Below are 23,699 nucleotides of genomic sequence, written 5' to 3' on the forward strand. Positions count from 1 at the left end.
TAGGTTGTGGGAGGAGATTCAGTTATGGGATTTAAATCTGACATTGAAATAGCTCAAGAAGCTAAACCTCAAGATATTAGAGAGGTTGCAAAAAAATTAGGACTAGGTGAAGAAGATGTAGAACTATATGGTAAATACAAAGCCAAAGTTGACTACAATCTACTAAAAAGAGAAACTGGGAAAAAAGCCAAGTTAATATTAACTACAGCTATAAACCCAACTCCAGCAGGTGAAGGAAAAACTACTACTACTATCGGTGTTGCTGATGCATTTGCAAAATTAGATAAAAATGTATTAGTTGCTTTAAGAGAACCATCTCTAGGACCAGTATTTGGTGTTAAAGGTGGGGCAGCTGGTGGAGGATATGCACAAGTTGTTCCTATGGAAGATATAAATTTACACTTCACAGGAGACTTTCATGCTATAGGAGCTGCTAATAACCTTTTAGCTGCTATGCTTGACAATCATATTCATCAAGGAAATGAACTTAGAATAGACCCTAAGAAAATAACTTGGAGAAGATGTGTAGACATGAACGATAGACAACTTAGAAATATCGTTGATGGTATGGGTAAAAAAGGCGATGGAGCAGTTAGACAAGATGGATTTGATATAACTGTTGCTTCTGAAATAATGGCAGCGTTCTGTTTGGCAAGTGATATAGCTGACTTAAAAGAAAGATTAGGAAACATAATAGTTGGATATAGCTACGAAGGTGCACCTGTAACAGCTAGACAATTAAAAGCTAATGGTGCTATGGCTGCATTATTAAAAGATGCTTTAAAACCAAACCTAGTTCAAACTCTTGAAGGAACACCATCATTTGTACATGGTGGACCATTTGCAAATATAGCTCATGGATGTAACTCTGTTATAGCTACAAGAATGGCTATGCACTTTGCAGATTATGTAATAACTGAGGCTGGTTTCGGTGCTGACCTTGGAGCAGAAAAATTCTTAGATATAAAATGTAGAATGGCAAACTTAAAACCAGATGCTGTTATAATAGTTGCTACTGTAAGAGCATTAAAATACAATGGTGGAGTTGCTAAAGCAGACTTAAACGAAGAAAATCTAGAAGCTCTTGAAAAAGGACTTCCAAACTTATTAAAACATGTTGAAAACATAACTCAAGTATATGGATTACCAGCAGTTGTTGCAATAAACAGATTCCCACTTGATACTGAAGCTGAACTTAAACTTGTTGAAGACAAGTGTAAAGAATTAGGCGTTAATGTTGCTCTTTCTGAAGTATGGGCAAAAGGTGGAGAAGGTGGAATTGCAGTAGCTAAAGAAGTTTTAAGATTATTAGATGAAGAAGAAAATAATTTTAGATTCTGCTATGAAGATGATTTATCTATAAAAGATAAGATAAATGCTATAGCTACTAAGATTTATGGAGCAGATGGTGTAGATTATACTCCAGAAGCTGATAAAGAAATAGCTAACTTAGAAAAACTTGGATTTACTAAAGTTCCAGTATGTATGGCTAAAACTCAATATTCTTTAACTGATGACCAAACTAAATTAGGTAGACCAACAGGATTTAGAATAACTGTAAGACAAGCATCAATTTCAGCAGGAGCTGGATTTATAGTTGCACTTACTGGAGAAATAATGAAAATGCCAGGATTACCAAAAGTTCCAGCAGCAGAAAAAATAGATGTTGATGAAAATGGAGTAATAGCTGGATTATTCTAAGTGTATTAATTTATAAATAAAGAGTAGGAAATATCTCTAAGATAATTTAGGATATTTTCCTACATCCTTTTAAGGAGGATTATCATGAAAATAGCAGATAAAACTTGTGTTGATTTTGTAGAAGTACTATCTTCTAAAGAAGCAGTACCAGGTGGCGGGGGAGCTGCCGCACTAGTTGGTGCAATTGGTATGGCTTTAGGGAGTATGGTATGCAATCTTACAATAGGAAAGAAAAAGTATGCTGAGTATGAAGAAAGTGTAAAAGATATATTAAATAAAGCAGGAAAATTAGAAAAAGATTTATTAAAAATGATAGATGATGATGCAGAATGTTTCTTACCATTATCAAAAGCTTATGGGCTTCCTAAAGAAACAGAAGAGGAAAAAAGAATAAAAGCAGAAACAATGGAAAAAGCGCTAAAAGTTGCTTGTGAAGTACCATTAAATATAGTAAGAGTTTGTTATGAAGCTATTAAGTTACATGAAGATTTAGTTGATAAAGGTTCAAGACTTGCTATAAGCGACGTTGGTGTAGGGGTTCAATGTTTAAGAGCTGCTATACTTGGTGGACAATTAAATGTAGTTATAAATATAAATTCTATACAAGATCAAGAGTATGTTAGTAAAGTAAAAACAGAAGTAGATAAATTAGTTGAAGATGGCGTTAAAACTTGTGATGAAGTTTATGCTAAAGTTGAAAAAGCGCTTGGTAAATAATTTTTAAATGACGAAAGTAGATACTATGTTATTAATATGTGGTATATAGAATAAATTAATTTAAGTTTGCTTGTAGGGGAGTTGTGAATATATGGAAGTAATGTCAACTAAAGGACAGATTATAAAAGGAAAACCTGTAGCTGATAAGATTAGTGAAGACTTAATAAAAGAAGTCGAGTTACTAGTTAAAGAAGGTATAAATCCTAAGCTAACAATAGTTAGAGTTGGAGCAAGAAGCGATGATTTATCATATGAAAGAGGAGCACTAAAAAGATGTCAAAACATTGGTATAACAACTGAAGTGTTGGAATTAGCTGAAGATATAACTCAAGAAGAATATATTGATGTTTTAAAGAAAGTTAATGATGACAAGGATGTTAATGGTATATTATGTTTTAGACCACTTCCAAAACACTTAAATGAAGAAGTTATAAAATATGTCATTGCACCAGAAAAAGATGTAGATTGTTTTAGCCCAATAAACTCTGCTAAAGTCATGGAAGGAGATAAGAGTGGATTCCCACCATGTACTCCTACAGCAGTAGTAGAAATATTAAAACATTATAATGTTGATTTAAAAGGAAGTAAGGTAACAGTTCTTGGAAGATCAATGGTAGTTGGGAAGCCAGTATCAATGCTTTTATTAAGTGAACATGCAACTGTTACAATATGCCATTCAAAGACTAAAAACTTATCAGATGTAGCTGCAGAAGCGGACATATTGATAGCAGCTATTGGTAGAGCTAAGATGGTAGATGAAAGTTTTGTGAAAGATGGAGCAGTAGTTATAGACGTTGGTATAAATGTTGATGAAGAAGGAAATTTATGTGGAGATGTTGATACAAATGCAGTTTTAAATAAAGTATCGATGATAACTCCAGTTCCAGCGGGGGTTGGTTCAGTTACAACATCTATACTTGCAAAACACGTAGTTAAAGCTTGTAAGTTGCAAAACAATAAATAGATAGATATTGTGGAAGGTTTAGGGGGGAAGTAGATATGATAATTTCTGAAAATAAACCATTGGAAGAAGTGCTAGGGTACTTAAAGAATTTTGACAAGCTAGTTTTAGTTGGTTGTAATCAATGTGCAGCGACTTGTAAGAGTGGTGGAGAAGAAGAAGTTCTAAAAATGAAGGAAACTCTTGAAGGTGAGGGCAAAAAAATCTTAGGATATGTAATGCTTGATCCTGCTTGTAACCTTTTAAAGTCTAAAAAGGACTTAAAGGCTCTAAAAGAAGAAACTAAAGAAGCTGATGCAGTTTTATCTTTAGCATGTGGAGATGGGACACAAACAATAGTTAAAAACCTAAAAAATAAACCAGTTTATCCTGCTAACAACACTTTGTTTATAGGGGAAGTACAAAGGGTTGGAGAATATGAGGAAGCCTGTAAGGCTTGTGGAGACTGTGAACTTGGTTGGACAGGTGGAATATGTCCAGTAACTATGTGTGCTAAAGGTCTTATGAATGGGGCTTGTGGTGGAGCTAAAAATGGTAAATGCGAAGTAAATCCAGAAAATGATTGTGCTTGGATAAAAATATATGAAAGATTGGAATCTATAGGGCAATTAGATAATTTAGCAGAAATAAGACCGCCAAAAGACTATTCTAAGCAAAATAATCCAAGAAGCTTAAGTGCAAAGAAAAAGAAAGAAGCAACAGCCAATTCATAAAAGTTTTTTTTAGAAGGTTAAAAGGGGGATTAGAGATGAGCTTATTAAGAGAAACATTAGAGAGTGGAAAATTTGCAGTTACTACTGAGATGGCTCCTCCAAAAGGGACTGACCTTTCACATTTAATTGAATGTGCAAAGCCGTTAGTTGGAAGAGTTCATGCAGCAAATGTGACAGACTTTCAATCAGCAGTTATGAGAGCAACTTCTCTTGCTACATGTAAATTACTAAAAGATGCTGGATTAGAGCCAGTGATTCAAATAACAGGGAGAGATAGAAATAGAATAGCTATACAAGGAGAAATGTTGTCAGCAGGTGTATTTGGGATAAACAACTTGTTGGCATTAACAGGAGACCATACTAGCGTAGGAGACCATCCACAAGCTAAAGGTGTATTTGATTTAGACTCTGTAGGGATACTTCAAACTGCTGAAACTCTAATGGCAGGTACGGATATGGCTGGTAATAAATTAAAAGGTTCTCCAGATTTTTATCTAGGAGCATCAGTAACTCCAGAATATTCTCCAATAGAAGTTCAATTATTAAAAATGCAAAAGAAAATAAAAGCTGGAGCTAAATTTTTCCAAACTCAAGCACTTTATGACATAAATACAATGAGAAAGTTTAGAGAACTAACAAGAGATATGGATTGCAAGGTATTGGCAGGGATAGTACCTTTAAAATCTCCAGGAATGGCTAAATTTATGACTGCAAATGTACCAGGAATATTTGTGCCAGATGAACAAATCGAAAGATTAAGAGCAGCTGGAAAAGAAAACTGGGTAAGTGAAGGAATAAAAATGGCAGGAGAACTTATCAAACAATTAAAAGAAGAAGATTTATGTGATGGTGTTCATATAATGGCAATTGGGGCAGAAGAAAATATACCTGCTATACTAGATGCCGCAGGTTTATAGTATTACAAGATTGTAGATTATAAGGTTTGGGGGAATTAAGGATGAAAATAGTAGTAGTAGGTGGTGGACCAGGAGGATATGTAGCAGCTATAAAAGCTTCTATGCTTGGTGCAGAGGTGACAGTTGTTGAAAAAAGAAGAGTTGGAGGAACTTGCTTAAATGCAGGATGTATACCAACTAAAGCACTTCTTGCTTCTTCAGGGGTATTAAATACTGTGAAGGAAGCAAAGGATTTTGGTATAGAGATAGATGGTACAGTTACACCAAATTTCACTGCCATAATGGAAAGAAAAAATAAAGTTGTAAATCAATTAATAAGTGGTATAGAATTCCTATTTGAGAAAAGAGGAGTAAAACTAGTTAATGGTTTTGGAAAATTAATTGATAAAAATACTATAGAAGTAACAAAAGATGATGGAACAGTAGAATCTATAAAAGCTGATAAGATAATACTAGCTAATGGTTCTGTTCCAGTTGTACCAAGAATGTTCCCATATGATGGAAAGATTGTAATAACTAGTGATGAAGTTCTTGGACTTGAAGATATACCTGAATCTATGTTAATAGTAGGTGGTGGAGTTATAGGATGTGAAATAGGGCAATTCTTTAGAGCCTTAGGAACAGAAGTAACTATAGTTGAAATGGTTGACCAGATACTATTAAATGAAGATAAAGATGTAGCAAAACAACTACTTAGACAATTTAAGAAAGATAAGATTAAAGTTATTACAGGTATTGGAGTACAAACTTGTGAAGTAGTTGATGGTAAAGCTGTTGCAACTCTTTCTAATGGAAAGGTTATAGAAGCACAATATGCATTAGTATGTGTTGGTAGAAGACCTAACCTTGATAATTCTGGAGTAGAAGATATAGGAATTGAAATGGAAAGAGGAAAAGTAGTAGTTAATGAGCATCTTGAAACTAATGTAGAAGGTATATATGCAATAGGTGATATAATAGATACTCCTTTCTTAGCACATGTTGCTTCTAAAGAAGGTATTGTTGCAGTTGAAAATGCTTTAGGAAAAACTAAAGTAGTAGATTATAGAGCAATTCCAAGATGTGTTTATACTGAACCTGAAGTTGCTGGTGTTGGTAAAACTGAAAAACAACTTGAAGCTGAAGGTGTAGAATACAATGTAGGTCAATTTGATTTTAGAGGACTTGGAAAAGCACAGGCTATAGGACATTTCCAAGGATTTGTAAAAATAATAGCTGATAAAGAAACAGATAAAATAATAGGTGCAGCAGTAGTAGGTCCTCATGCTACAGATTTATTAACAGAGTTATCACTTGCTGTTCATCTAGGATTAACTGTAGAACAAGTAGGGGATGCAATACATCCACATCCAAGTTTATCTGAAGGACTAATGGAAGCACTTCATGATGTACATGGAGAATGTGTTCATTCTGTACCTAAATTATAATAAGTAAACAGAGTACATAAGGCTCTGTGGCTAGATTTAAGGGGGAAGTCTTAAAATGGGATACAATATAGCTGTTGCAGGAAAAGGTGGAACTGGTAAAACAAGTCTCACAGGGCTTTTGATTGATTATTTGGTTAAGGACAATAAGGGACCAGTATTAGTTGTAGATGCTGATGCTAATGCTAACATAAATGAAGTATTAGGTATTGAAGTTGAAGCAACAATAGGAGAAATAAGAGAAGAAGTAAATCAAAGAGAAAAGTTAGGCAATGCATTCCCAGGTGGTATGACAAAAGCACAATATCTACAATTTAGATTAAATTCTATAATTGAAGAAGGAGAAGGATATGACTTATTAGTAATGGGGAGATCAGAAGGGGAAGGATGTTACTGTTTTGTAAATGGGATACTTAGAGAACAAGTAAACAAAATATCTGGTCACTACAAATACTTAGTCATGGACAACGAAGCTGGTATGGAACATCTAAGCAGAAAAGTTACTAGACATGTTGATACACTTTTATTGGTTAGTGATTGCTCAAGACGTAGCATACAAGCTGTTGCTAGAATAAGAGATTTAGCTGAGGAACTAAAATTAAATGTTGGAAGAATACTTCTAATTGTAAATAAGGTTCCAAATGGGGTTATGAATGATGGTGTTAAAGAGGAAATAGAAAAACATAACCTAGAGCTAATTGGTGTTGTACCTATGGATGAATTGATATATGAATATGATTCTACAGGTATTCCTTTAGTTAATTTACCTGAAGATTCAAAATCTAAAGTGGCTATGAAAGAGATTTTTGCTAAATTAGAATTAAAATAGGCTTAAGGGGGAAAAAAATATGGCATTTAAAATGTCTACTCAAAAATATTCTGGAAAAATATCAGAAGTTGAAGTAGGAATAGGGGAAAAAGCAATTAAATTAGGTGGGGAAAATGTATTACCTTTTTATAGTTTTGATGGAGAAGTAGGGAATACTCCAAAAATAGGTATAGAAATATCAGACGTTTATCCTGAAAGCTGGACTGATTCATATAAAGAGTTATATAAAGATGTAGCTAATTGTCCAGTAGAATGGGCTAAATATGTTGAAGCTAATACACAAGCAGATTTTATTTGTTTAAAATTTGATGGTTCTGACCCAAATGGATTAGATAAATCAGTTGATGACTGTGCTGAAGTTGCTAAAGCAGTAGTTGAAACAATAACATTGCCTTTAGTAGTAGCTGGTTCAGGAAATCATGAAAAAGATGGTAAACTGTTTGAAAAATTAGCTCAAGCGTTGGATGGGCATAACTGTCTATTTATGTCAGCAGTAGAAGATAACTACAAAGGAGTAGGAGCATCAGCTGGAATGGCTTATTCACACAAAGTTGGAGCAGAATCTTCTGTTGATATAAACCTAGCAAAACAATTAAACGTACTGTTAACTCAATTAGGCGTTAAAGGTGAAAATATAGTTATGAATGTTGGATGTTCAGCAGTTGGTTATGGATATGAATATGTTGCATCTACTATGGATAGAATTAGACTTGCAGCATTTGGTCAAAATGATAAGACATTACAAATGCCTATCATAACACCAGTAGCTTTCGAAGTAGGTCATGTTAAAGAAGCTATAGCTCCAGTAGAAGATGAGCCAGATTGGGGTTGTCCAGAAGAAAGAACTATAGCAATGGAAGTTTCAACTGCAGCAAGTGTTTTAGTAGGTGGTTCAAACGCAGTTATACTTCGTCATCCAAAATCAATAGAAACTATAAAAGAATTGGTTAACGCATTAGCTTAATTAAATTGTTAAGGTTAGGGGGAGAAAATAATGGCATTAAAAGCTTTAGATATATTTAAATTAACACCAAAGAAAAACTGTAAGGATTGTGGATTCCCAACTTGTATGGCTTTCTCTATGAAGGTTGCTTCAGGAGCTGTAGAAGTAGGCAAATGCCCACATATGTCTGATGACGCTATAGCAAAACTATCAGAAGCTACAGCACCTTTAATGAAAGCATTAAAAGTTGGTACTGGAGCATCTGAATATGAACTAGGCGGGGAAACAGTATTATTTAGACATGAAAAAACATTAGTAAGTAGAAATAGATATGCAGTTTCATTCTGTACTTGTATGAGTGATGAAGCAGTAGACGCTAAAATAGCTAACATGAAAAAAGTTGACTATATAAGAATTGGTGAACAAATGAAAGTTGAAATGGTTGTTTTAGAATACTGTGGAGACAAAGATGCATATTTAAAACTAATAGACAAAATAAAAGGTAGCGGATTAGAAGTAGCTTATATTTTAGCTTGTGATGATGCACAAGCAGTTAAAGAAGCTGTTGAAGTATTAAAAGATGCTAGACCAATGGTATATGGAGCAACTAAAGATAACTACAAAGATATGATAGAAGTAGTTAAAGGAGCAAACCTACCATTAGGAGTAAAAGCAGCTAGCTTAGAAGAATTATATGAAACAGTTGAATTAGTTCAATCTGCTGGATATAAAGAATTAGTATTAGATGTAACTGGAGAAAATATAAAAGATACTTACACTAATGCTGTGCAAGTTAGAAGAATAGCTTTAAAAGAACAAGATAGAACATTTGGATATCCTTCAATAGTATTTGCAAATAGATTATCTAACTCAAATCCTATGATGGAAATTGCTTTATCATCAATATTTACTATAAAATATGGTTCTATAATAGTAATAGATGATATTAGTTATGCTAAAGCATTACCATTATTTGCATTAAGACAAAATATATACACTGACCCACAAAGACCAATGAGAGTTGAACCAAAGATTTACCCAATTAATAACCCAGATGAAAATTCTCCAGTATTAGTTACTGTTGACTTTGCATTAACTTATTTCATAGTTGCTGGAGATATAGAAAGATCAAAAGTTCCAGTATGGTTAGTAATACCAGATGCAGGTGGATATTCAGTTCTTACATCTTGGGCTGCTGGTAAATTTGGTGGAAATTCAATCTCTGCTTTCATCAAAGAAAGTAAAGTAGAAGAAGTAACTAATTGTAAAGACATTATCATTCCAGGAAAAGTTGCAGTACTTAAAGGTGATATAGAAGATAACTTACCAGGATGGAATGTAGTTATAGGACCAGAAGAATCTATGGAATTACCTAAGTTCTTAAAAGGATACCAAGAAAAAGCATGCCAAACAAACTAATAAAATATTAACTAACTATTAATATTAAATTTAAAGGGGGACATTATAAATGGAAAAATTTATGATTATAGGTGAAAGAATACACTGTATCTCACCTTCAATAAGAAAGGCATTAGCAGAAAGAGATCCAGCTCCAATATTAAAAAGAGCAAAAGAACAATTAGAAGCAGGAGCACACTATATAGATTTCAATATAGGGCCTGCTGAAAGAGATGGCGAAGAGATAATGACATGGGGAGTTAAGCTACTTCAATCTGAATTTAACAATGTTCCTATAGCATTAGATACAGCTAATAAAAAAGCTATCGAAGCTGGACTTAAGGTTTATGATAGAACTAATGCAAAACCAATAATAAACTCTGCTGATGCTGGTTCAAGATTTGATTTAATAGATATAGCAGCTGAATATGAATCAATGGTTATAGGTTTATGTGCAAAAGAAGGTATCCCAAGAGATAATGATGAACGTATGGCTTACTGCCAAGAGATACTAGAAAAAGGCTTAATGCTAGGAATGGAGCCAACTGATATATTATTTGACCCATTATGCTTAGTTATAAAAGGTATGCAAGAAAAACAAGTAGAAGTTTTAGAAGCTATAAAAATGATGACTGAAATGGGACTTTTAACTACAGGAGGATTATCTAATGTATCTAATGGATGTCCTAAACATGTTAGACCTGTTTTAGATAGTGCATTCTTAGCAATGGCAATGGCTAATGGATTTAGTTCAGCTATAATGAATCCATGTGACCCAGAATTAATGAAAACTGTAAAATCTTGTGACATAATCAACGGGGCATCTTTATATGCAGACTCTTTCTTAGAGTTAAATGAAGGTGGATTTGCTTTCTAGGGTTTTTAGGGTATAGTTAATAAAAAATAGGTGTAAATATTAAAGGGGGAAATAGAATGAATCTATATAATATAATCTTTACAGGGTCAGAACAAGCTTTGGGTGCAGCTCAAGCTATGTTAAATGAAGCTATAGAAAAAAACGGAAAAGAACATAAAGTAGCTTTCCCTGATACAGCATATTCATTACCTTGTATATATGCTGCAACAGGACAAAAAATGAACACTTTAGGGGACTTAGAAGGTGCTTTAGAAGTAGTAAAATCTTTAATCAATAGAACTCATTTATTAGAACATGCTTTTAATGCTGGTTTAGCTACTGCTTTAGCTGCAGAAGTAATTGAAGCATTAAAATACTCAACTATGGATGCTCCATATAGTGAGCCATGTGCAGGTCATATAACTGACCCTATAATCAGATCACTTGGTGTACCACTAGTTACAGGAGATATACCTGGTGTTGCAGTTGTTCTTGGAGAATGTCCTGATGCTGAATCAGCAGCAAAAGTTATAAAAGACTACCAATCTAAAGGTTTATTAACTTTCTTAGTTGGTAAGGTTATAGACCAAGCTATAGAAGCTGGAGTAAAAATGGGTCTTGAACTAAGAGTTATACCTCTAGGATATGATGTAACTTCTGTTATCCACGTTGTATCTGTTGCAGTAAGAGCAGCATTAATATTCGGTGGATTAACTCCTGGTGATTTAAACGGATTATTAGAATACACAGCTAATAGAGTTCCTGCATTTGTTAATGCTTTTGGACCATTAAGTGAATTAGTTGTATCTGCAGGTGCTGGAGCAATAGCTTTAGGATTCCCAGTTGTAACTGACCAAACTGTTCTTGAAGTTCCAATGAATTTATTAACTCAAAAAGATTATGATAAGATAGTAGCTACTTCATTAGAAGCTAGAGGAATAAAAATAAAAGTTACTGAAATACCTATACCAGTTTCATTTGCAGCAGCATTTGAAGGTGAAAGAATTAGAAAGAGCGACATGTTTGCTGAATTTGGTGGAAATAAAACTGAAGCTTGGGAGCTTGTTGTTAAGAAAGAAGCTGCTGAAGTTGAAGACCATAAGATAGAAATAATAGGACCAAACATAGATGAAGTTGAAGCAGATGGTGTATTAAGATTACCACTTGCTGTAATAGTTAAAATAGCTGGTAAAAACATGCAAGAAGATTTCGAACCAGTTCTTGAAAGACGTTTCCACTACTTCTTAAACTATATAGAAGGTGTAATGCACGTTGGACAAAGAGATATGGCTTGGGTAAGAATCTCTAAAGATGCATTTGATAAAGGATTTAGACTTGAGCATATAGGAGAAGTTTTATATGCTAAGATGTTAGATGAATTTGAATCAGTTGTTGATAAGTGTGAAATAACTATAATTACAGATGCAGAAAAAGTTTCTGAATTAAAAGGTGAAGCAATAGCTAAATACAATGCTAGAGATGAGAGATTAGCTTCATTGGTTGATGAAAGTGTAGAGACTTTCTATTCTTGTAACTTATGTCAATCATTTGCACCAGCTCACGTTTGTGTTGTTACTCCTGAAAGACTTGGTCTTTGTGGAGCAGTTAGCTGGTTAGATGCTAAAGCTACTAAAGAATTAGACCCTACAGGTCCTTGTCAACCAATAGAAAAAGGTGAATGTTTAGACGATAGAACAGGTGTATGGAACTCTGTAAATGAAACTGTAAACCAAATATCTCAAGGTGCAGTTGAAGCTGTTACATTATACTCTATATTAGAAGACCCTATGACTTCTTGTGGATGCTTCGAGTGTATCTGTGGTATAATGCCAGAAGCAAATGGATTTGTTGTAGTTAACAGAGAATTCCCAAGCGTTACTCCAGTTGGTATGACTTTCGGAGAACTTGCTTCTATGACAGGTGGAGGAGTTCAAACTCCAGGATTCATGGGACACGGAAGACATTTCATATCTTCTAAAAAATTCGCTTATGCAGAAGGTGGACCAGAAAGAATAGTTTGGATGCCAAAAGAATTAAAAGATTATGTAGCTGATAAATTAAATGCTACAGTTAAAGAAATGACTGGAATAGAGAACTTCTGTGATATGATTTGTGATGAAACTATAGCTGACGATTCTGAAGGAGTATTAGCTTTCTTAGAAGAAAAAGGTCATCCAGCATTAGCTATGGAAAGTGTAATGTAATTGATGGAAAATTTAAAATAATGTGATATAATATTAATATGATTTAAATAAATTAATCAATAATATAATATTGGGGGTCTATCGAAATGAAATTATTACCAGAATTAAAATACTCTAAAGATCATGAATGGGTAAAAGTAATTGATGGAGATGTTGTATATATAGGTATAACAGATTATGCTCAAGATCAATTAGGAGAAATATTATTTGTTGAAACACCAGAAGTAGAAGATACTGTAACTAAGGGAGTAGATTTTGGAGTAGTTGAATCTTCTAAAGTAGCTTCTGATTTAATATCTCCTGTTAATGGTGAAGTATTAGAAGTTAATGAAAAATTAGAAGATGAACCAGAATGTATAAATGAAGACCCATACGAAAACTGGATATTAAAAGTAAAACTAGCTGATGTTGCTGAGCTTGATACATTATTAAGTGATAAAGAATACGAGGCTGGATTAGAATAATTAAAGACTAGGGATGTTATTATAATTGGGGAAAGTATAGTAAAATTTGAGTGCACGCAAATTTAGCTATACTTTCCTTTTATAATATATAGAACAAATTGGGAGGGATATCATGATAAAGGTAAATTTTATGCCAAACAATAAAGAAGTTTATTGTAATGAGGGGGATATATTACTAGAAGTTGCAAGAAATGCTGATATATTTATAGATGCTCCTTGTAATGGAAATATGTCTTGTGGTAAATGTAAGGTAAAGTTGTTAAAAGGTAAGGTTGATACAGAAAAAACGAGACATATAACAGATGACGAATGGGAGCAAGGTTATATATTAGCTTGTTGTACAAAAGTAATCTCAGATATAGAAATTGAAGTTCCTTCTAAAGTATCATCTTCTATGCATGGTATGAAGATTGAAGGTAGCAATAAACAAAAAGATAGAGAAATTTTTGAGAGAGCTAAAAAAATAATAGAAAAGCATAACTTACAATTTAAGACAAATATAAAAAAGAAATACATAGAAATGGAAGAGCCAAACTTAGATGACAATATAAGTGATGTAGATAGATTAGAAAGACATGTTAGAAATCATCTGGGATACAATGAAATAGATTTTAGATTAGATATACTTAGAAAGATGCCAACGATATTTAGAAAGAGCGATTTCAAAGTTACAATAACATATGTTCAAAAACAAAAGAAACTTACAATCATAAATATAGAAGAAGGAAATAAGGAAAATTCTCTTTATGGAGTTGCAATAGATATTGGTACAACTTCGGTAGTTGTATGTTTAGTAGACTTATATTCAAAAGAAGTAGTAGATAAAGCATCATCTGGAAATGCTCAGATAAAATATGGAGCAGATGTTATAAATAGGATTATATATTCGACTAAGAAAAACGGATTAGAAACTTTACACAAAGCTATAGTCGATGAAACTATAAATCCTCTATTAAAAACATTATATGAAAGAAATGGCATAAATAAGGAGGATGTAGTCACTTTAGTAGCTGCTGGAAATACAACTATGACAAGTTTATTCTTAGGGGTGTATACAGACTTTTTAAGACAAGAACCTTATATACCACCATTTTTAAAATCTCCAAAACTTATGGGTGAAAATGTAGGTCTTTTTGTAAATGATAGTGCATATGTGTACTTAGCTCCATCTGTAGCAAGTTATGTAGGAGGAGATATAACAGCAGGGGTATTATCAGCTGGTATATGGTCAAGTGAAGAAAATGTTTTATTTATAGACTTAGGTACCAATGGAGAGATAGTATTTGGAAATCAAGACTATATGATGAGCTGTGCATGTTCAGCAGGTCCTGCATTTGAAGGTGGAGGCATAAGCTGTGGAATGAGAGCATCAGCAGGAGCAATAGAGAAGGTGGCTATTGATAAAGGAACTTTAGAGCCTACATTAAAAATAATAGATGAATGTGCACCAGTTGGTATATGTGGTTCTGGTATAATTGATTTAATTTGCCAAATGATTACTAAGGGTGTAATAGATAGAAGAGGTAAGATATATAGAGATTTAAATAATAAGAGAGTCAGATTTAATGAACATGAAATAGGAGAGTATGTATTAGCATTTAAAGAAGAATTTGATTTGGAAAATGATATAGTAGTAAATGAAGTGGACATAGATAATTTTATTAGAGCTAAAGGAGCTATATATTCAGGAGCATATACTCTTGTAGATAGCTTGGGTATGGATTTTAGTATATTAGATAGAGTTTATATAGCAGGTGGTATAGGAAATAACCTAGATATAGAAAATTCAATAATTATAGGATTACTTCCTGATATCGATAGAGAGAAATTTACTTATATAGGAAATAGTTCACTTGTAGGTTCTTACTTGGCTCTTATAAGTAAAGATGCCAAAAATAAACTTGAAGAAATAGGTAAACAAATAACTTATGTTGAACTTAGTGTTTATCCAAGTTACATGGACGAATTTATTTCTGCATGCTTCTTACCACATACAAATATAGAGCAGTTCCCAACTGCAAAGCAACTACTAGAAGAGTAAAATATCAAAATATAGATGCATAGGTAGAGCATTAAAACATAAAAACATAAATGTAGAGGATTAAATTATGTATAAGGATTTGTCTGAGAAAATGAGAACTGCGTTTGACATTAAATTAAGAAATTTCGGAAATGAGATAGAGTTTGCTTATCCGAATCAGACTCTAGCTCTTAGTACTACAAGTAATAAGTGTAGTCTTAAATGTGCTCATTGTAATGGTCATTATTTAGAAAATATGATACCAATTGAGGACTATAAAGAAAAAGTTAAATCAAGAAATATAACTAGTTTTTTATTAAGTGGTGGTTGTAGTTATGAAGGTGATGTCCCAATAAATACCCATATACAGACCATTAAAAAGTTAAAGGAACAAGGATACAGATTAAATGCTCATTTAGGGCTTATGGATAAAGAGAGTATTATAGAATTATGTAAGTATTTAGATATAGTTTCTTTCGACTTGGTATTCGATAAAGAAACTATAAAAGAAGTTTATAAAATGGATAAAAGCAAAGAAGATTATATTAAAGCTTACAATACAATAAGAGAAAATACAGAAGTAGCACCACATATATGTATTGGTTTAAAAGGAGGAAAAGTAAAAGGTGAGTATGAGATTATAGAATACTTACAAAAAAATCCTCCTAATAAACTGACATTTATAGTTCTTATTCCTACAAAAGGTACTGAATATGAAGATGTAGAACCTCCTAATTTGAAAGAAGTAACAGATGTTTTATGTGAAGCTAGAATTAGTTTACCAAATACCGAGATTAACCTAGGTTGTATGAGACCTAGAGGTGTGTATAGAAAAGAACTAGACCAATTAGCTATAATGTGTGGAGTTAATAGAATAGTTCTTCCATCAAAATCTGCTAAGAATAAGGCTATAGATATGAATATGACAATAACTGAATGTAAGGAGTGTTGCGTTTTATGATTAGATTATCATCAGGGACAGCAATAGAACTTGGAATATTAAATAAAAAAAGCGATATACCTCCTACTACAGCATATATAATGATTGGGGAAAAATGCATAAACAAATGTAGTTTTTGTTCTCAATCAATAGAAAGCAGTACTAGAAAAGATAAATTATCAAGAGTAGTTTGGCCAGAGTATTCTAAAGAGGAAATATTGAATGCTTTGAGAGCATATAACGGGAAAAATATAAAGAGAATATGTATACAATCAATGGCAAGTGAAGAGGCACATAAATCTGTTTTAGATTTTATAAATTACATAAATGGTAAAATAGATATGCCTATTTCATTGTCTGCAAAATTAGAAAGTGATGAAGAAATAAACAAGTTTTTTTCTGCTGGAGTAGATAAAATAGGAATAGCGATAGATGCAGCAAGTAAAGACTTATATGAAAAAATAAAAGGATATAATTATGATGAAAAATTGAATTTTATAACAAAAATGTCAAAGTTATATCCTAATAAAATCAGCACACATATAATTGTTGGTATGGGAGAAAGTCATGAAGACATATACAACCTATATACTTATTTAAAGAAGAACAATATAACTATTAGTTTATTTGCGTTTACTCCAGTTAGAGGAACTAAAATGGAAAAAATAAGTCAACCAAATATAGAAAGTTACAGAAGAGTACAGCTAATGTCCTATATGATAAATAAAGGTTATTCACAAGAATACTTTGAATTCAAAAATGGATACTTGGAAAATATAAAACTAGATGATGAGACTGTATCAGATATAAACAGGGGTTACCCTTTTGAGATAAGAGGCTGTAAGGATTGTAATAGACCATATTATAATGAAAGACCAGGAAGTACTATATATAATTATTCAAGACCTTTAAATCAAGATGAGATAGATTTGGCTATAAGAGAACTAAATCTGTAAATGATTTCTTGAATATATTTATACTAAAGATTGGGGCGTAATAATCATGAATCAGTGGAGAGTTATACATAATAAATCATATGATGGTGCAATGAATATGGCAATTGATGAAGCTATATTTACTGCATATAAAAAAGGATGTGTGAAGCCAACACTTAGATTTTACACTTGGAAGCCAGCTTGCTTGAGTGTAGGATATTTTCAAAAACTTGAAGATGAGGTAGATTTAGATAAGTGTAAGTGCATGAATATAGACTATGTCAGAAGAATCACAGGAGGAAGAGCTGTATTACATGATAATGAGCTAACTTATAGTATAATTATAGGAGAAGATAACCCTTTAATTGATAAAAGTATAAATCTATCTTATAGATATATAAGTGAAGGTTTAGTTAGAGGATTGAATTTAAGTGGTATAGAAACAGATAACTTAAATAGTGGAGAGAGAATAGGTAGAGAAAATTTATCAGCTGCATGCTTTAATGCACATGCATCATATGAAGTTACTATTAATAATAAAAAGGTAATTGGAAGTGCTCAAAGTAGAAAAGATGGTGTTTTGTTACAGCACGGTTCAATAATAATGGATTTTGATGTAGAAAAATTGTTTAAATTAATAAAGGCTAAAACACCAGAACTAAAAGAAAGAGCAATGAAATTCACAGCTAAAAAGGCCAGTGGAATAGAGAATGAAATTGGTAAAAAAATAGACATAGATATTCTACAAGCTAATCTAATAAAAGGACTGGCTAGTCAATTTAATGTTGAGTTTGTAGAAGAAGACTTGACTGATTATGAAAAGCAATTAGCTGAAGAATTATATAAAAAATACAAGGATGAAGAGTATAATAAAAAGCGTTAACTTTAATTGACTTTAAGTAAATTAAAGTGATATACTTAAGGTATAATAATATACGAAAATTGAAATCATGAAGGTTTCTTTGGTGTATTGAAATACCTGAGGAAGTCTTTTTTTGATTTTTAATAAAAATCATATTAGGAGGAGATTTATATGTGTGAATCATCAGCTTTCATTTGTAAGAATAACAATGAATTAGAAAAGGTTATGGAGAATGTGGTTAATATAGACCCTTGTGATGGAAAGATTTATTTAACTGATTTATTAGGAGAACAAAAAATAATAGATGGAATAATTAAAGAAATAAGATTGATGGACCATAAGATAATAATACAAGAAAATTAATTAATAGGGGAATTTCATATGATAATAGCAGTGATAGATGGAATGGGTGGAGGTATAGGAGCCCAGATAGTTTCTTCTCTGAGAGAAGAATTACCTACATATGTAGAAATTTATGCACTAGGAACTAATTCTATAGCAACTAGTTCTATGATGAAGGCTCATGCTAATAAAGGAGCTACAGGGGAAAATGCTATAGTAGTATCAGCTAGAAAAGCCAATATAATAGTTGCACCTATTTCTGTAATAATACCTAATTCTATGATGGGGGAAGTCACTTGTAATATAAGTGAAGCTATTGCAGATAGTGAGGCACTTAAGATACTTTTACCTATTATGCCAGAAAATATAGAGTTAGTTGGATTAGAAGGTAAACCATTAGCACTACTTGTAAAAGATTCTGTTAATGTTATAAAAAAAGAATTTAATATAAAATAACAGGGGGAATAACTAATGATGTTTGATAGAGAGATTATAAGATACCACCATGGGCACCATGACCATGACGACCATTGCCATGAACATACTCATGGAGATATGTGCCATGAACATCCACACGACCATGACCATGACCACGAACATAATCATGAAGAATCATCAGAGTCTAAAGATGAGAAAACTTTAAAAATACTTTTAGTACATTGGATAAATCATAATGAGACTCATGAAGAAGGATTTAGAGAATGGGTAGAAAAGGCTAGAGCTATTGGAAAAGAAGAAACTGCAAAGAGTATTGAAAAAGCTATAGAATGTATGGAAGAAGCAAATAAAATGTTATTAGAGGCTAAAAAACATATGTAAATATGATTGTTAAAATCGCTTATATATTTTGATATAGGCGATTTTTTATGCCTTATTTATATTTAATTATTGAAATTTCTAATGAGTATGTACTATACTTTAATGAGGAAATTTATTATAAAACTGAGTTATTTAATATATCTTCGGCTTCAAATATTACTGGAGATAGTTAAGGAGGAGTAGTTCAATTTAATAAAAGGAGAGAATTAGTTATGAAAGATGGTCATATACATTCACCTTATTGTCCTCATGGAAGTAAGGATGATTTTGAAAAATATATACAAAGGGCAATTGATGTTGGTCTAACAGAAATGACATTTACAGAGCATTTTCCATATCCAAATGGATTTCAAGACCCTGCACCTGAAAATGATAGTTGCATGAATCCTGAAAATTTATCAAATTACCTTAATGATGTTAAAAATTTCAAGCATAAATATGAGAGCGAAATTAAGATAAATGTAGGAGCGGAAGTAGATTTTCTTGAAGGTTATGAAGAAGGCATAAAAAACAATTTAGATAAATATGGTGATGAATTAGAGGATTCTCTATTATCAGTACATATAATTAAAATTGATGGTGCCTATTGTTGTGTGGACTATAGTGTAGAAGAGTTTCAAAATCTGATTGATAAGCTTGGAAGCATTGAAGCTGTTTATAATAAGTATTATGAAACATTAATAAAAGCTGTAAATGCTGATTTAGGTACATATAAACCAAAGAGAATAGGTCATTTAAATTTAGTTAGAAAGTTTAATCAAGTATTTCCATATAATTATGAAAGAAATAAAGTTCTTGAAGAATTAATAAAGTTAGTTAAAGAAAAAGGATATGAACTTGATTACAATGTTTCTGGAAACAGAAAAGAATATTGTAAAGAGCCTTATGTAGATGGATACTTATTAGAATTAGCAAAAAAATATGATATTCCATTAGTTCTTGGCTCAGATTCTCACTGTGCAGAGGAAATAAATAATTATGATATAGGATAAAGATGTATATATTATAATCCTAAAGTTATGATAATTTATATTTTTAAAGTATTTATTTAAAAGATTGTAAGTAGATTTATGTAAAATAAATCTACTTACAGTCTTTTTGTTAAATTAGAAAAATATTTATAGATTTGTTCAGTATGAAAGTTTTATAATTAATATTTTTTCATGGATATAGCCTATTTTTACTTATCTTAACAATCATAAAGTGCTTTTAGTATTTAGAGATATTACTGCATAAGTTTATCATTTTCCATTATTATTGGGTCTAGTAATTCTACATTTCCTTCTGACATCTTTAATCTATTGAACATATAATTTTTCACATCTTTTTTACTTTTGAACTTAGTAACTTGGTAAGGTGATGTAGAACCATATTTTTCTATAAATAAGATATCTTTATCAGTTTTGATACATATACCTGTATGACCTATAAATACATTTTTAGTTTCTGGATAACGAAGAAAGCCACTTATAATAGACATATTTTTATTATCTTTAAAAGATATTTTTCTTTTTTTCCACTCTTTTTTTATTTGTTCTGCATTTTTATTTATATCATCTGTGTCTTGAGTTGGTATTGCAGAGAAAAAGTTAATAAATTTTTCTACATCCTTTGAGTTAAATTTTGCATCTCTATTATTCATTATAGTATCTAAATCAATACTTAAATCGATAGAATCTCCAGTAAACTTCTCTTTTGAGTTGATGAAATCTTTAAAAAGTCTAAATGCTGTTATTCTACAATTTACATCCATATAGTTAGGAAACTTTTCCATCCAGTTACTTTGTAATTTATCTAAATTGTATGGAACCTGTTTTGTGTTAATTGAACTATATCCAGACTTAGATATATTTACATTGTTTTGAAGTATTTTAATTTGAAGTTTGTTGTAGCTCCTAACTGATTTAATAAAAATATCAATATCTTTCTTATTTATTTTATTTTTTTCTAATACATTTTTCACTTGATTTTCTATCTTTCTATCTATTATGTTAGAGTATACTAATCTGCTATTATCTTTAATAGTTGAATATGCAAAGATTGTAAGTATGCTTGATAACACTAAAATAGCAGACAATATTGCTATTAGTAAATTTTTTCTCACCTGTTTTTCTCCTTTATAAATTTATTTTGTCGACATATTTATAGTATATAGTACATTTAATTTTAGCTTCAATATGTTTTTAATTACAAAACTGTTGCAAAAAATATAACTTTATTTAAAACTTTTTTTTAATATATAAAAATATATACTAAATAGGGGTATATATTCTTTGAATTTTTAACTAATTTATTTGGAGATTGATTATAGGATTTTATAAGTAAAAAATGAGTAAGCTATCAATGAAATATATAGTGAGACTAGTTTTTTGGATGTAGTATTTTGGTAAATAAGTAGGTTTGAGATATATGATAAATTTTACTTTATTAAAAATAAAATTTATTAAGTTCAATAAATATACTATTAGACTCATTAAAAGTTTAAAAATTTTATTTTTTTAATTCAACTATTCCCCAAAAAATTAGGTTTTAAGGAATAGTTGAATTAAAAAGTTTGGTTACATAATAGTAATTTTAGTTACAAGAATGAAACTGTAAAAATTAGATTTTTATTTATATAATTTCACTAAGAACATTTAATTTAGGAGGTAAAATATGAAGTTAAAAAAATTAAAAACTGGTATGGTCATGGCATTAACAATAATAACTATTGGGACGTCACTGATAAATGTATCAGCTATGGAATTAAACAGGAGTGAAGAATTTGAGACTAAGTACAGTGAAATGAAAAAAGAATTTCAAGAAGAGTATGGAAAGGAAGATAAATTCAAAGTCGTGCTAGATGATGAATTTACAAAAGAAGAAGTAAATGGAGCTAAAGGGATTATAAAGACAACTAATAAAATAAATAATGAGGTTGTAGTTTTAAATTATTTTGATGAAATGAAATCAGGAATTGAATTTGAATTAAAACCAAAAGCTGAAAAAAATGTAATTTTAAGAGCTGAGTTTCAGCAAGGATATGGAAATGAAGATAAATTTAAAGTTGTACTAGACGATGAATTCACAAAAGAAGAGGTAAATGGAGCTAAAGGGATTATAAAGACAACAGATAAAGAAACAGGTGAAGTTATTGTATATAATTACTTTGATGAGCTTGAAAAGTAATATTTAAAGCCTTTAATTAAAAAAAGAATCAGATTTAAAAGTATATAGTATCATGTATAGATTTTAAATTTATAACAATCTATACAGTTAAATAGCCGAATTGTATCAAAAATATAAAAGAATTAAATATAAAAAGAATTGTATAAAAATAAATTTTTCATATAGGGGTGAACTTTACATATTAGAGTTCACCCTTATAAAAAAATATAAAACAACATCTGGCTATATTTAATGTTCAAGTATATTTTTGAATATGTTCATATAGAGTGATTATTTATAGATAGCTGTTATTTACAGACCATAATCTAGTTTAACTTGAGATATTTATATAGTTTTTTTATTTATGGTCTTGAGATATTTATATGGCTTTTTTAACTTCTAGCTTTGATTTTAAAATATCAAGGAATTTATAACAATCGTCTGGATAAATTTCTCCCATATTTGCAACTTGGAACATATTATCATCTAGAAATTTGCCTTTTCCTGGATATACCACATAACCATTTTCTTCTTCTAGTTCTAATATAAATCTATTTATATCAATTTCTTTAGGAAGAAATACAGACGTAACAGTATTAGACATATATTTATCTGGAAGTAAAAATGTTAGACCTAGTTCCTCCATACCATTTCTTAAAATAGCAGAACATTCTTTATATCTTTCTATCTTACTGTCATCTTCTAAAAATTCAGTTAAAGCTTCATTAAGAGCAAATATTAAAGTGACATTAGGTGTATTTGGTGTTTGAGAAGATGATTTTGCAAGCTTATAATGTTTGTAAAGGCTAAGATACACATTTTTACATTGATCTTCTTTAATATTTTGTAAAACGCTTTCTTTAGCACAAAGATATGCAGAGCCTGGAAATGCCCCAAGGGCTTTGCCACCAACACCTGTTATTATATCTATATTAAACTCATCAACATCAATGTATTCACCAGCAGATGCACTTATTGCATCAACAAAAAATATTTTGTTATATTTTTTTGAAAGTTTTCCTAATTCAGGTACAGGATTTATCATTCCTGAACTAGTCTCATGAAATACCATAGCAATTACTTTTATGTCAGGATTTTCAAGTAAGTATTTTTCTAAAATATCTAAGTCTGGATATTCAGCCCATTTAAAGTCTGGTTTGTAGGTCTTAACACTATAAGCAGATAATATTTCTTCTAGCCTTTCTCCAAATACACCATTACTAACTAATAAAGCAGCATCTTCTTTATCAAATATAGAAGATAATACACATTCATTTACAGATGTTCCAGAACCAGATACAACTAGAGAATAATAATCAGAAGTTGCATTATATAATTTACCGATTTTTTGTTGTGTATCTTTAAATAAATTCATGAATTCATTTCCTCTATGACATATATCATAGTGAAGAAGTGAATTTCTAACCCTATCTGTAACCATTACTGGTCCAGGACTAAATAGATATGTTTTTTTCATTGCAAATCCTCCTTAAAGTTTAATTTAAAT

The 23,699-nt window shown here is 31.1% G+C and carries 23 protein-coding genes; 21 read left to right on the forward strand and 2 right to left on the reverse strand.

Features of this window, described 5'->3' with window-relative positions; all coding sequences use genetic code 11:
- Positions 1-24 precede the first annotated feature (24 nt).
- The 20 genes from IC219_RS07625 to hisJ all read left to right on the forward strand — a co-directional run bounded on the left by IC219_RS07625 (position 25) and on the right by hisJ (position 20,037).
- A complete protein-coding gene (locus tag IC219_RS07625) occupies positions 25-1,701 on the forward strand; it encodes a formate--tetrahydrofolate ligase (protein WP_227433451.1) in 1,677 nt (558 codons plus the stop codon).
- Positions 1,702-1,785: 84 nt separating this feature from the next.
- Positions 1,786-2,418: a cyclodeaminase/cyclohydrolase family protein gene (locus IC219_RS07630; protein ID WP_227433450.1), complete on the forward strand. Its 633-nt coding sequence runs from the start codon at positions 1,786-1,788 to the stop codon at positions 2,416-2,418.
- Between the two features lie 91 nt (positions 2,419-2,509).
- Positions 2,510-3,382: a tetrahydrofolate dehydrogenase/cyclohydrolase catalytic domain-containing protein gene (locus IC219_RS07635; RefSeq protein WP_227831286.1), complete on the forward strand. Its 873-nt coding sequence runs from the start codon at positions 2,510-2,512 to the stop codon at positions 3,380-3,382.
- A 35-nt stretch (positions 3,383-3,417) separates the two neighbouring features.
- Positions 3,418-4,092, forward strand: a complete 675-nt coding sequence (locus IC219_RS07640; protein ID WP_227433448.1) for a methylenetetrahydrofolate reductase C-terminal domain-containing protein — start codon at positions 3,418-3,420, stop codon at positions 4,090-4,092.
- A gap of 35 nt (positions 4,093-4,127) precedes the next feature.
- Positions 4,128-5,009: a methylenetetrahydrofolate reductase gene (locus tag IC219_RS07645; protein WP_003432262.1), complete on the forward strand. Its 882-nt coding sequence runs from the start codon at positions 4,128-4,130 to the stop codon at positions 5,007-5,009.
- A 41-nt stretch (positions 5,010-5,050) separates the two neighbouring features.
- A complete protein-coding gene (gene lpdA, locus IC219_RS07650) occupies positions 5,051-6,436 on the forward strand; it encodes a dihydrolipoyl dehydrogenase (RefSeq protein WP_227433447.1) in 1,386 nt (461 codons plus the stop codon).
- 55 nt (positions 6,437-6,491) lie between these two features.
- Positions 6,492-7,262, forward strand: coding sequence for a carbon monoxide dehydrogenase accessory protein CooC (locus IC219_RS07655; RefSeq protein WP_021383511.1), 771 nt, complete (start codon positions 6,492-6,494; stop codon positions 7,260-7,262).
- Between the two features lie 19 nt (positions 7,263-7,281).
- Positions 7,282-8,226, forward strand: coding sequence for an acetyl-CoA decarbonylase/synthase complex subunit delta (gene acsD / locus IC219_RS07660; protein WP_227831285.1), 945 nt, complete (start codon positions 7,282-7,284; stop codon positions 8,224-8,226).
- Between the two features lie 30 nt (positions 8,227-8,256).
- Positions 8,257-9,624 (forward strand): acetyl-CoA decarbonylase/synthase complex subunit gamma, encoded by a 1,368-nt coding sequence (acsC, locus tag IC219_RS07665; RefSeq protein WP_227433445.1) that lies wholly within the window; start codon positions 8,257-8,259, stop codon positions 9,622-9,624.
- A 49-nt stretch (positions 9,625-9,673) separates the two neighbouring features.
- Entirely contained in the window at positions 9,674-10,480 is an 807-nt protein-coding gene (gene acsE, locus IC219_RS07670) for a carbon monoxide dehydrogenase/acetyl-CoA synthase methytransferase subunit (protein WP_227433444.1), read from the forward strand.
- Between the two features lie 56 nt (positions 10,481-10,536).
- Positions 10,537-12,663, forward strand: coding sequence for an acetyl-CoA decarbonylase/synthase complex subunit alpha/beta (gene acsB / locus IC219_RS07675; RefSeq protein WP_227433443.1), 2,127 nt, complete (start codon positions 10,537-10,539; stop codon positions 12,661-12,663).
- A gap of 86 nt (positions 12,664-12,749) precedes the next feature.
- Positions 12,750-13,127 carry a glycine cleavage system protein GcvH gene (gene gcvH / locus IC219_RS07680; protein ID WP_003418363.1) on the forward strand — a complete coding sequence of 126 codons (378 nt, stop codon included), beginning with the start codon at positions 12,750-12,752 and terminating at the stop codon, positions 13,125-13,127.
- A 112-nt stretch (positions 13,128-13,239) separates the two neighbouring features.
- On the forward strand, positions 13,240-15,168 hold the full coding sequence (gene acsV / locus IC219_RS07685; RefSeq protein ID WP_227433442.1) for a corrinoid activation/regeneration protein AcsV: 1,929 nt from the start codon (positions 13,240-13,242) through the stop codon (positions 15,166-15,168).
- 67 nt (positions 15,169-15,235) lie between these two features.
- Positions 15,236-16,108, forward strand: coding sequence for a radical SAM protein (locus tag IC219_RS07690; RefSeq protein ID WP_227433441.1), 873 nt, complete (start codon positions 15,236-15,238; stop codon positions 16,106-16,108).
- Entirely contained in the window at positions 16,105-17,043 is a 939-nt protein-coding gene (locus IC219_RS07695) for a radical SAM protein (RefSeq protein WP_227433440.1), read from the forward strand. Before IC219_RS07690 ends, IC219_RS07695 begins: the two co-directional genes overlap by 4 nt.
- 46 nt (positions 17,044-17,089) lie before the next feature.
- Positions 17,090-17,905: a biotin/lipoate A/B protein ligase family protein gene (locus tag IC219_RS07700; protein ID WP_227433439.1), complete on the forward strand. Its 816-nt coding sequence runs from the start codon at positions 17,090-17,092 to the stop codon at positions 17,903-17,905.
- A 150-nt stretch (positions 17,906-18,055) separates the two neighbouring features.
- Complete coding sequence (locus IC219_RS07705) at positions 18,056-18,247, forward strand: CooT family nickel-binding protein (RefSeq protein WP_227433438.1); 192 nt, start codon at positions 18,056-18,058, stop codon at positions 18,245-18,247.
- Positions 18,248-18,265: 18 nt separating this feature from the next.
- Positions 18,266-18,682: a DUF3842 family protein gene (locus IC219_RS07710; RefSeq protein WP_227433437.1), complete on the forward strand. Its 417-nt coding sequence runs from the start codon at positions 18,266-18,268 to the stop codon at positions 18,680-18,682.
- A gap of 15 nt (positions 18,683-18,697) precedes the next feature.
- Complete coding sequence (locus IC219_RS07715; protein WP_227831284.1) at positions 18,698-19,045, forward strand: zinc transporter; 348 nt, start codon at positions 18,698-18,700, stop codon at positions 19,043-19,045.
- 212 nt (positions 19,046-19,257) lie between these two features.
- Complete coding sequence (hisJ, locus tag IC219_RS07720; RefSeq protein WP_227831283.1) at positions 19,258-20,037, forward strand: histidinol-phosphatase HisJ; 780 nt, start codon at positions 19,258-19,260, stop codon at positions 20,035-20,037.
- 233 nt (positions 20,038-20,270) lie between these two features.
- Here hisJ and IC219_RS07725 read toward each other — a convergent pair whose 3' ends face one another.
- Positions 20,271-21,149, reverse strand: a complete 879-nt coding sequence (locus IC219_RS07725) for a DUF4300 family protein (RefSeq protein ID WP_227483000.1) — start codon at positions 21,147-21,149, stop codon at positions 20,271-20,273.
- A gap of 551 nt (positions 21,150-21,700) precedes the next feature.
- Between IC219_RS07725 and IC219_RS07730 the strand changes: the two genes are divergently transcribed.
- Positions 21,701-22,213, forward strand: a complete 513-nt coding sequence (locus IC219_RS07730; RefSeq protein WP_227831282.1) for a hypothetical protein — start codon at positions 21,701-21,703, stop codon at positions 22,211-22,213.
- Between the two features lie 358 nt (positions 22,214-22,571).
- Here the strand turns inward: IC219_RS07730 and IC219_RS07735 are convergent, their stop codons facing one another.
- The gene (locus IC219_RS07735; RefSeq protein ID WP_227831281.1) at positions 22,572-23,669 is read right to left on the reverse strand and encodes an aminotransferase class V-fold PLP-dependent enzyme; all 1,098 of its coding nucleotides are present in this window, start codon (positions 23,667-23,669) and stop codon (positions 22,572-22,574) included.
- Positions 23,670-23,699: the final 30 nt, after the last annotated feature.

It is taken from the genome of Clostridioides sp. ES-W-0018-02, assembly GCF_020658175.1.
GTDB lineage: Bacteria > Bacillota > Clostridia > Peptostreptococcales > Peptostreptococcaceae > Clostridioides.

Coding starts and splice junctions, on each gene's coding strand:
- IC219_RS07730 (WP_227831282.1), top strand. CDS start 21,701: ATGAAGTTAAAAAAATTAAAAACTGGTATGGTCATGGCATTAACAATA.
- IC219_RS07645 (WP_003432262.1), top strand. CDS start 4,128: ATGAGCTTATTAAGAGAAACATTAGAGAGTGGAAAATTTGCAGTTACT.
- acsC (WP_227433445.1), top strand. CDS start 8,257: ATGGCATTAAAAGCTTTAGATATATTTAAATTAACACCAAAGAAAAAC.
- IC219_RS07700 (WP_227433439.1), top strand. CDS start 17,090: ATGAATCAGTGGAGAGTTATACATAATAAATCATATGATGGTGCAATG.
- IC219_RS07635 (WP_227831286.1), top strand. CDS start 2,510: ATGGAAGTAATGTCAACTAAAGGACAGATTATAAAAGGAAAACCTGTA.
- IC219_RS07655 (WP_021383511.1), top strand. CDS start 6,492: ATGGGATACAATATAGCTGTTGCAGGAAAAGGTGGAACTGGTAAAACA.
- IC219_RS07640 (WP_227433448.1), top strand. CDS start 3,418: ATGATAATTTCTGAAAATAAACCATTGGAAGAAGTGCTAGGGTACTTA.
- acsE (WP_227433444.1), top strand. CDS start 9,674: ATGGAAAAATTTATGATTATAGGTGAAAGAATACACTGTATCTCACCT.
- hisJ (WP_227831283.1), top strand. CDS start 19,258: ATGAAAGATGGTCATATACATTCACCTTATTGTCCTCATGGAAGTAAG.
- IC219_RS07695 (WP_227433440.1), top strand. CDS start 16,105: ATGATTAGATTATCATCAGGGACAGCAATAGAACTTGGAATATTAAAT.
- IC219_RS07710 (WP_227433437.1), top strand. CDS start 18,266: ATGATAATAGCAGTGATAGATGGAATGGGTGGAGGTATAGGAGCCCAG.
- IC219_RS07625 (WP_227433451.1), top strand. CDS start 25: ATGGGATTTAAATCTGACATTGAAATAGCTCAAGAAGCTAAACCTCAA.
- IC219_RS07715 (WP_227831284.1), top strand. CDS start 18,698: ATGATGTTTGATAGAGAGATTATAAGATACCACCATGGGCACCATGAC.
- acsD (WP_227831285.1), top strand. CDS start 7,282: ATGGCATTTAAAATGTCTACTCAAAAATATTCTGGAAAAATATCAGAA.
- lpdA (WP_227433447.1), top strand. CDS start 5,051: ATGAAAATAGTAGTAGTAGGTGGTGGACCAGGAGGATATGTAGCAGCT.
- IC219_RS07690 (WP_227433441.1), top strand. CDS start 15,236: ATGTATAAGGATTTGTCTGAGAAAATGAGAACTGCGTTTGACATTAAA.
- acsB (WP_227433443.1), top strand. CDS start 10,537: ATGAATCTATATAATATAATCTTTACAGGGTCAGAACAAGCTTTGGGT.
- IC219_RS07735 (WP_227831281.1), bottom strand. CDS start 23,669: ATGAAAAAAACATATCTATTTAGTCCTGGACCAGTAATGGTTACAGAT.
- IC219_RS07630 (WP_227433450.1), top strand. CDS start 1,786: ATGAAAATAGCAGATAAAACTTGTGTTGATTTTGTAGAAGTACTATCT.
- acsV (WP_227433442.1), top strand. CDS start 13,240: ATGATAAAGGTAAATTTTATGCCAAACAATAAAGAAGTTTATTGTAAT.
- gcvH (WP_003418363.1), top strand. CDS start 12,750: ATGAAATTATTACCAGAATTAAAATACTCTAAAGATCATGAATGGGTA.
- IC219_RS07705 (WP_227433438.1), top strand. CDS start 18,056: ATGTGTGAATCATCAGCTTTCATTTGTAAGAATAACAATGAATTAGAA.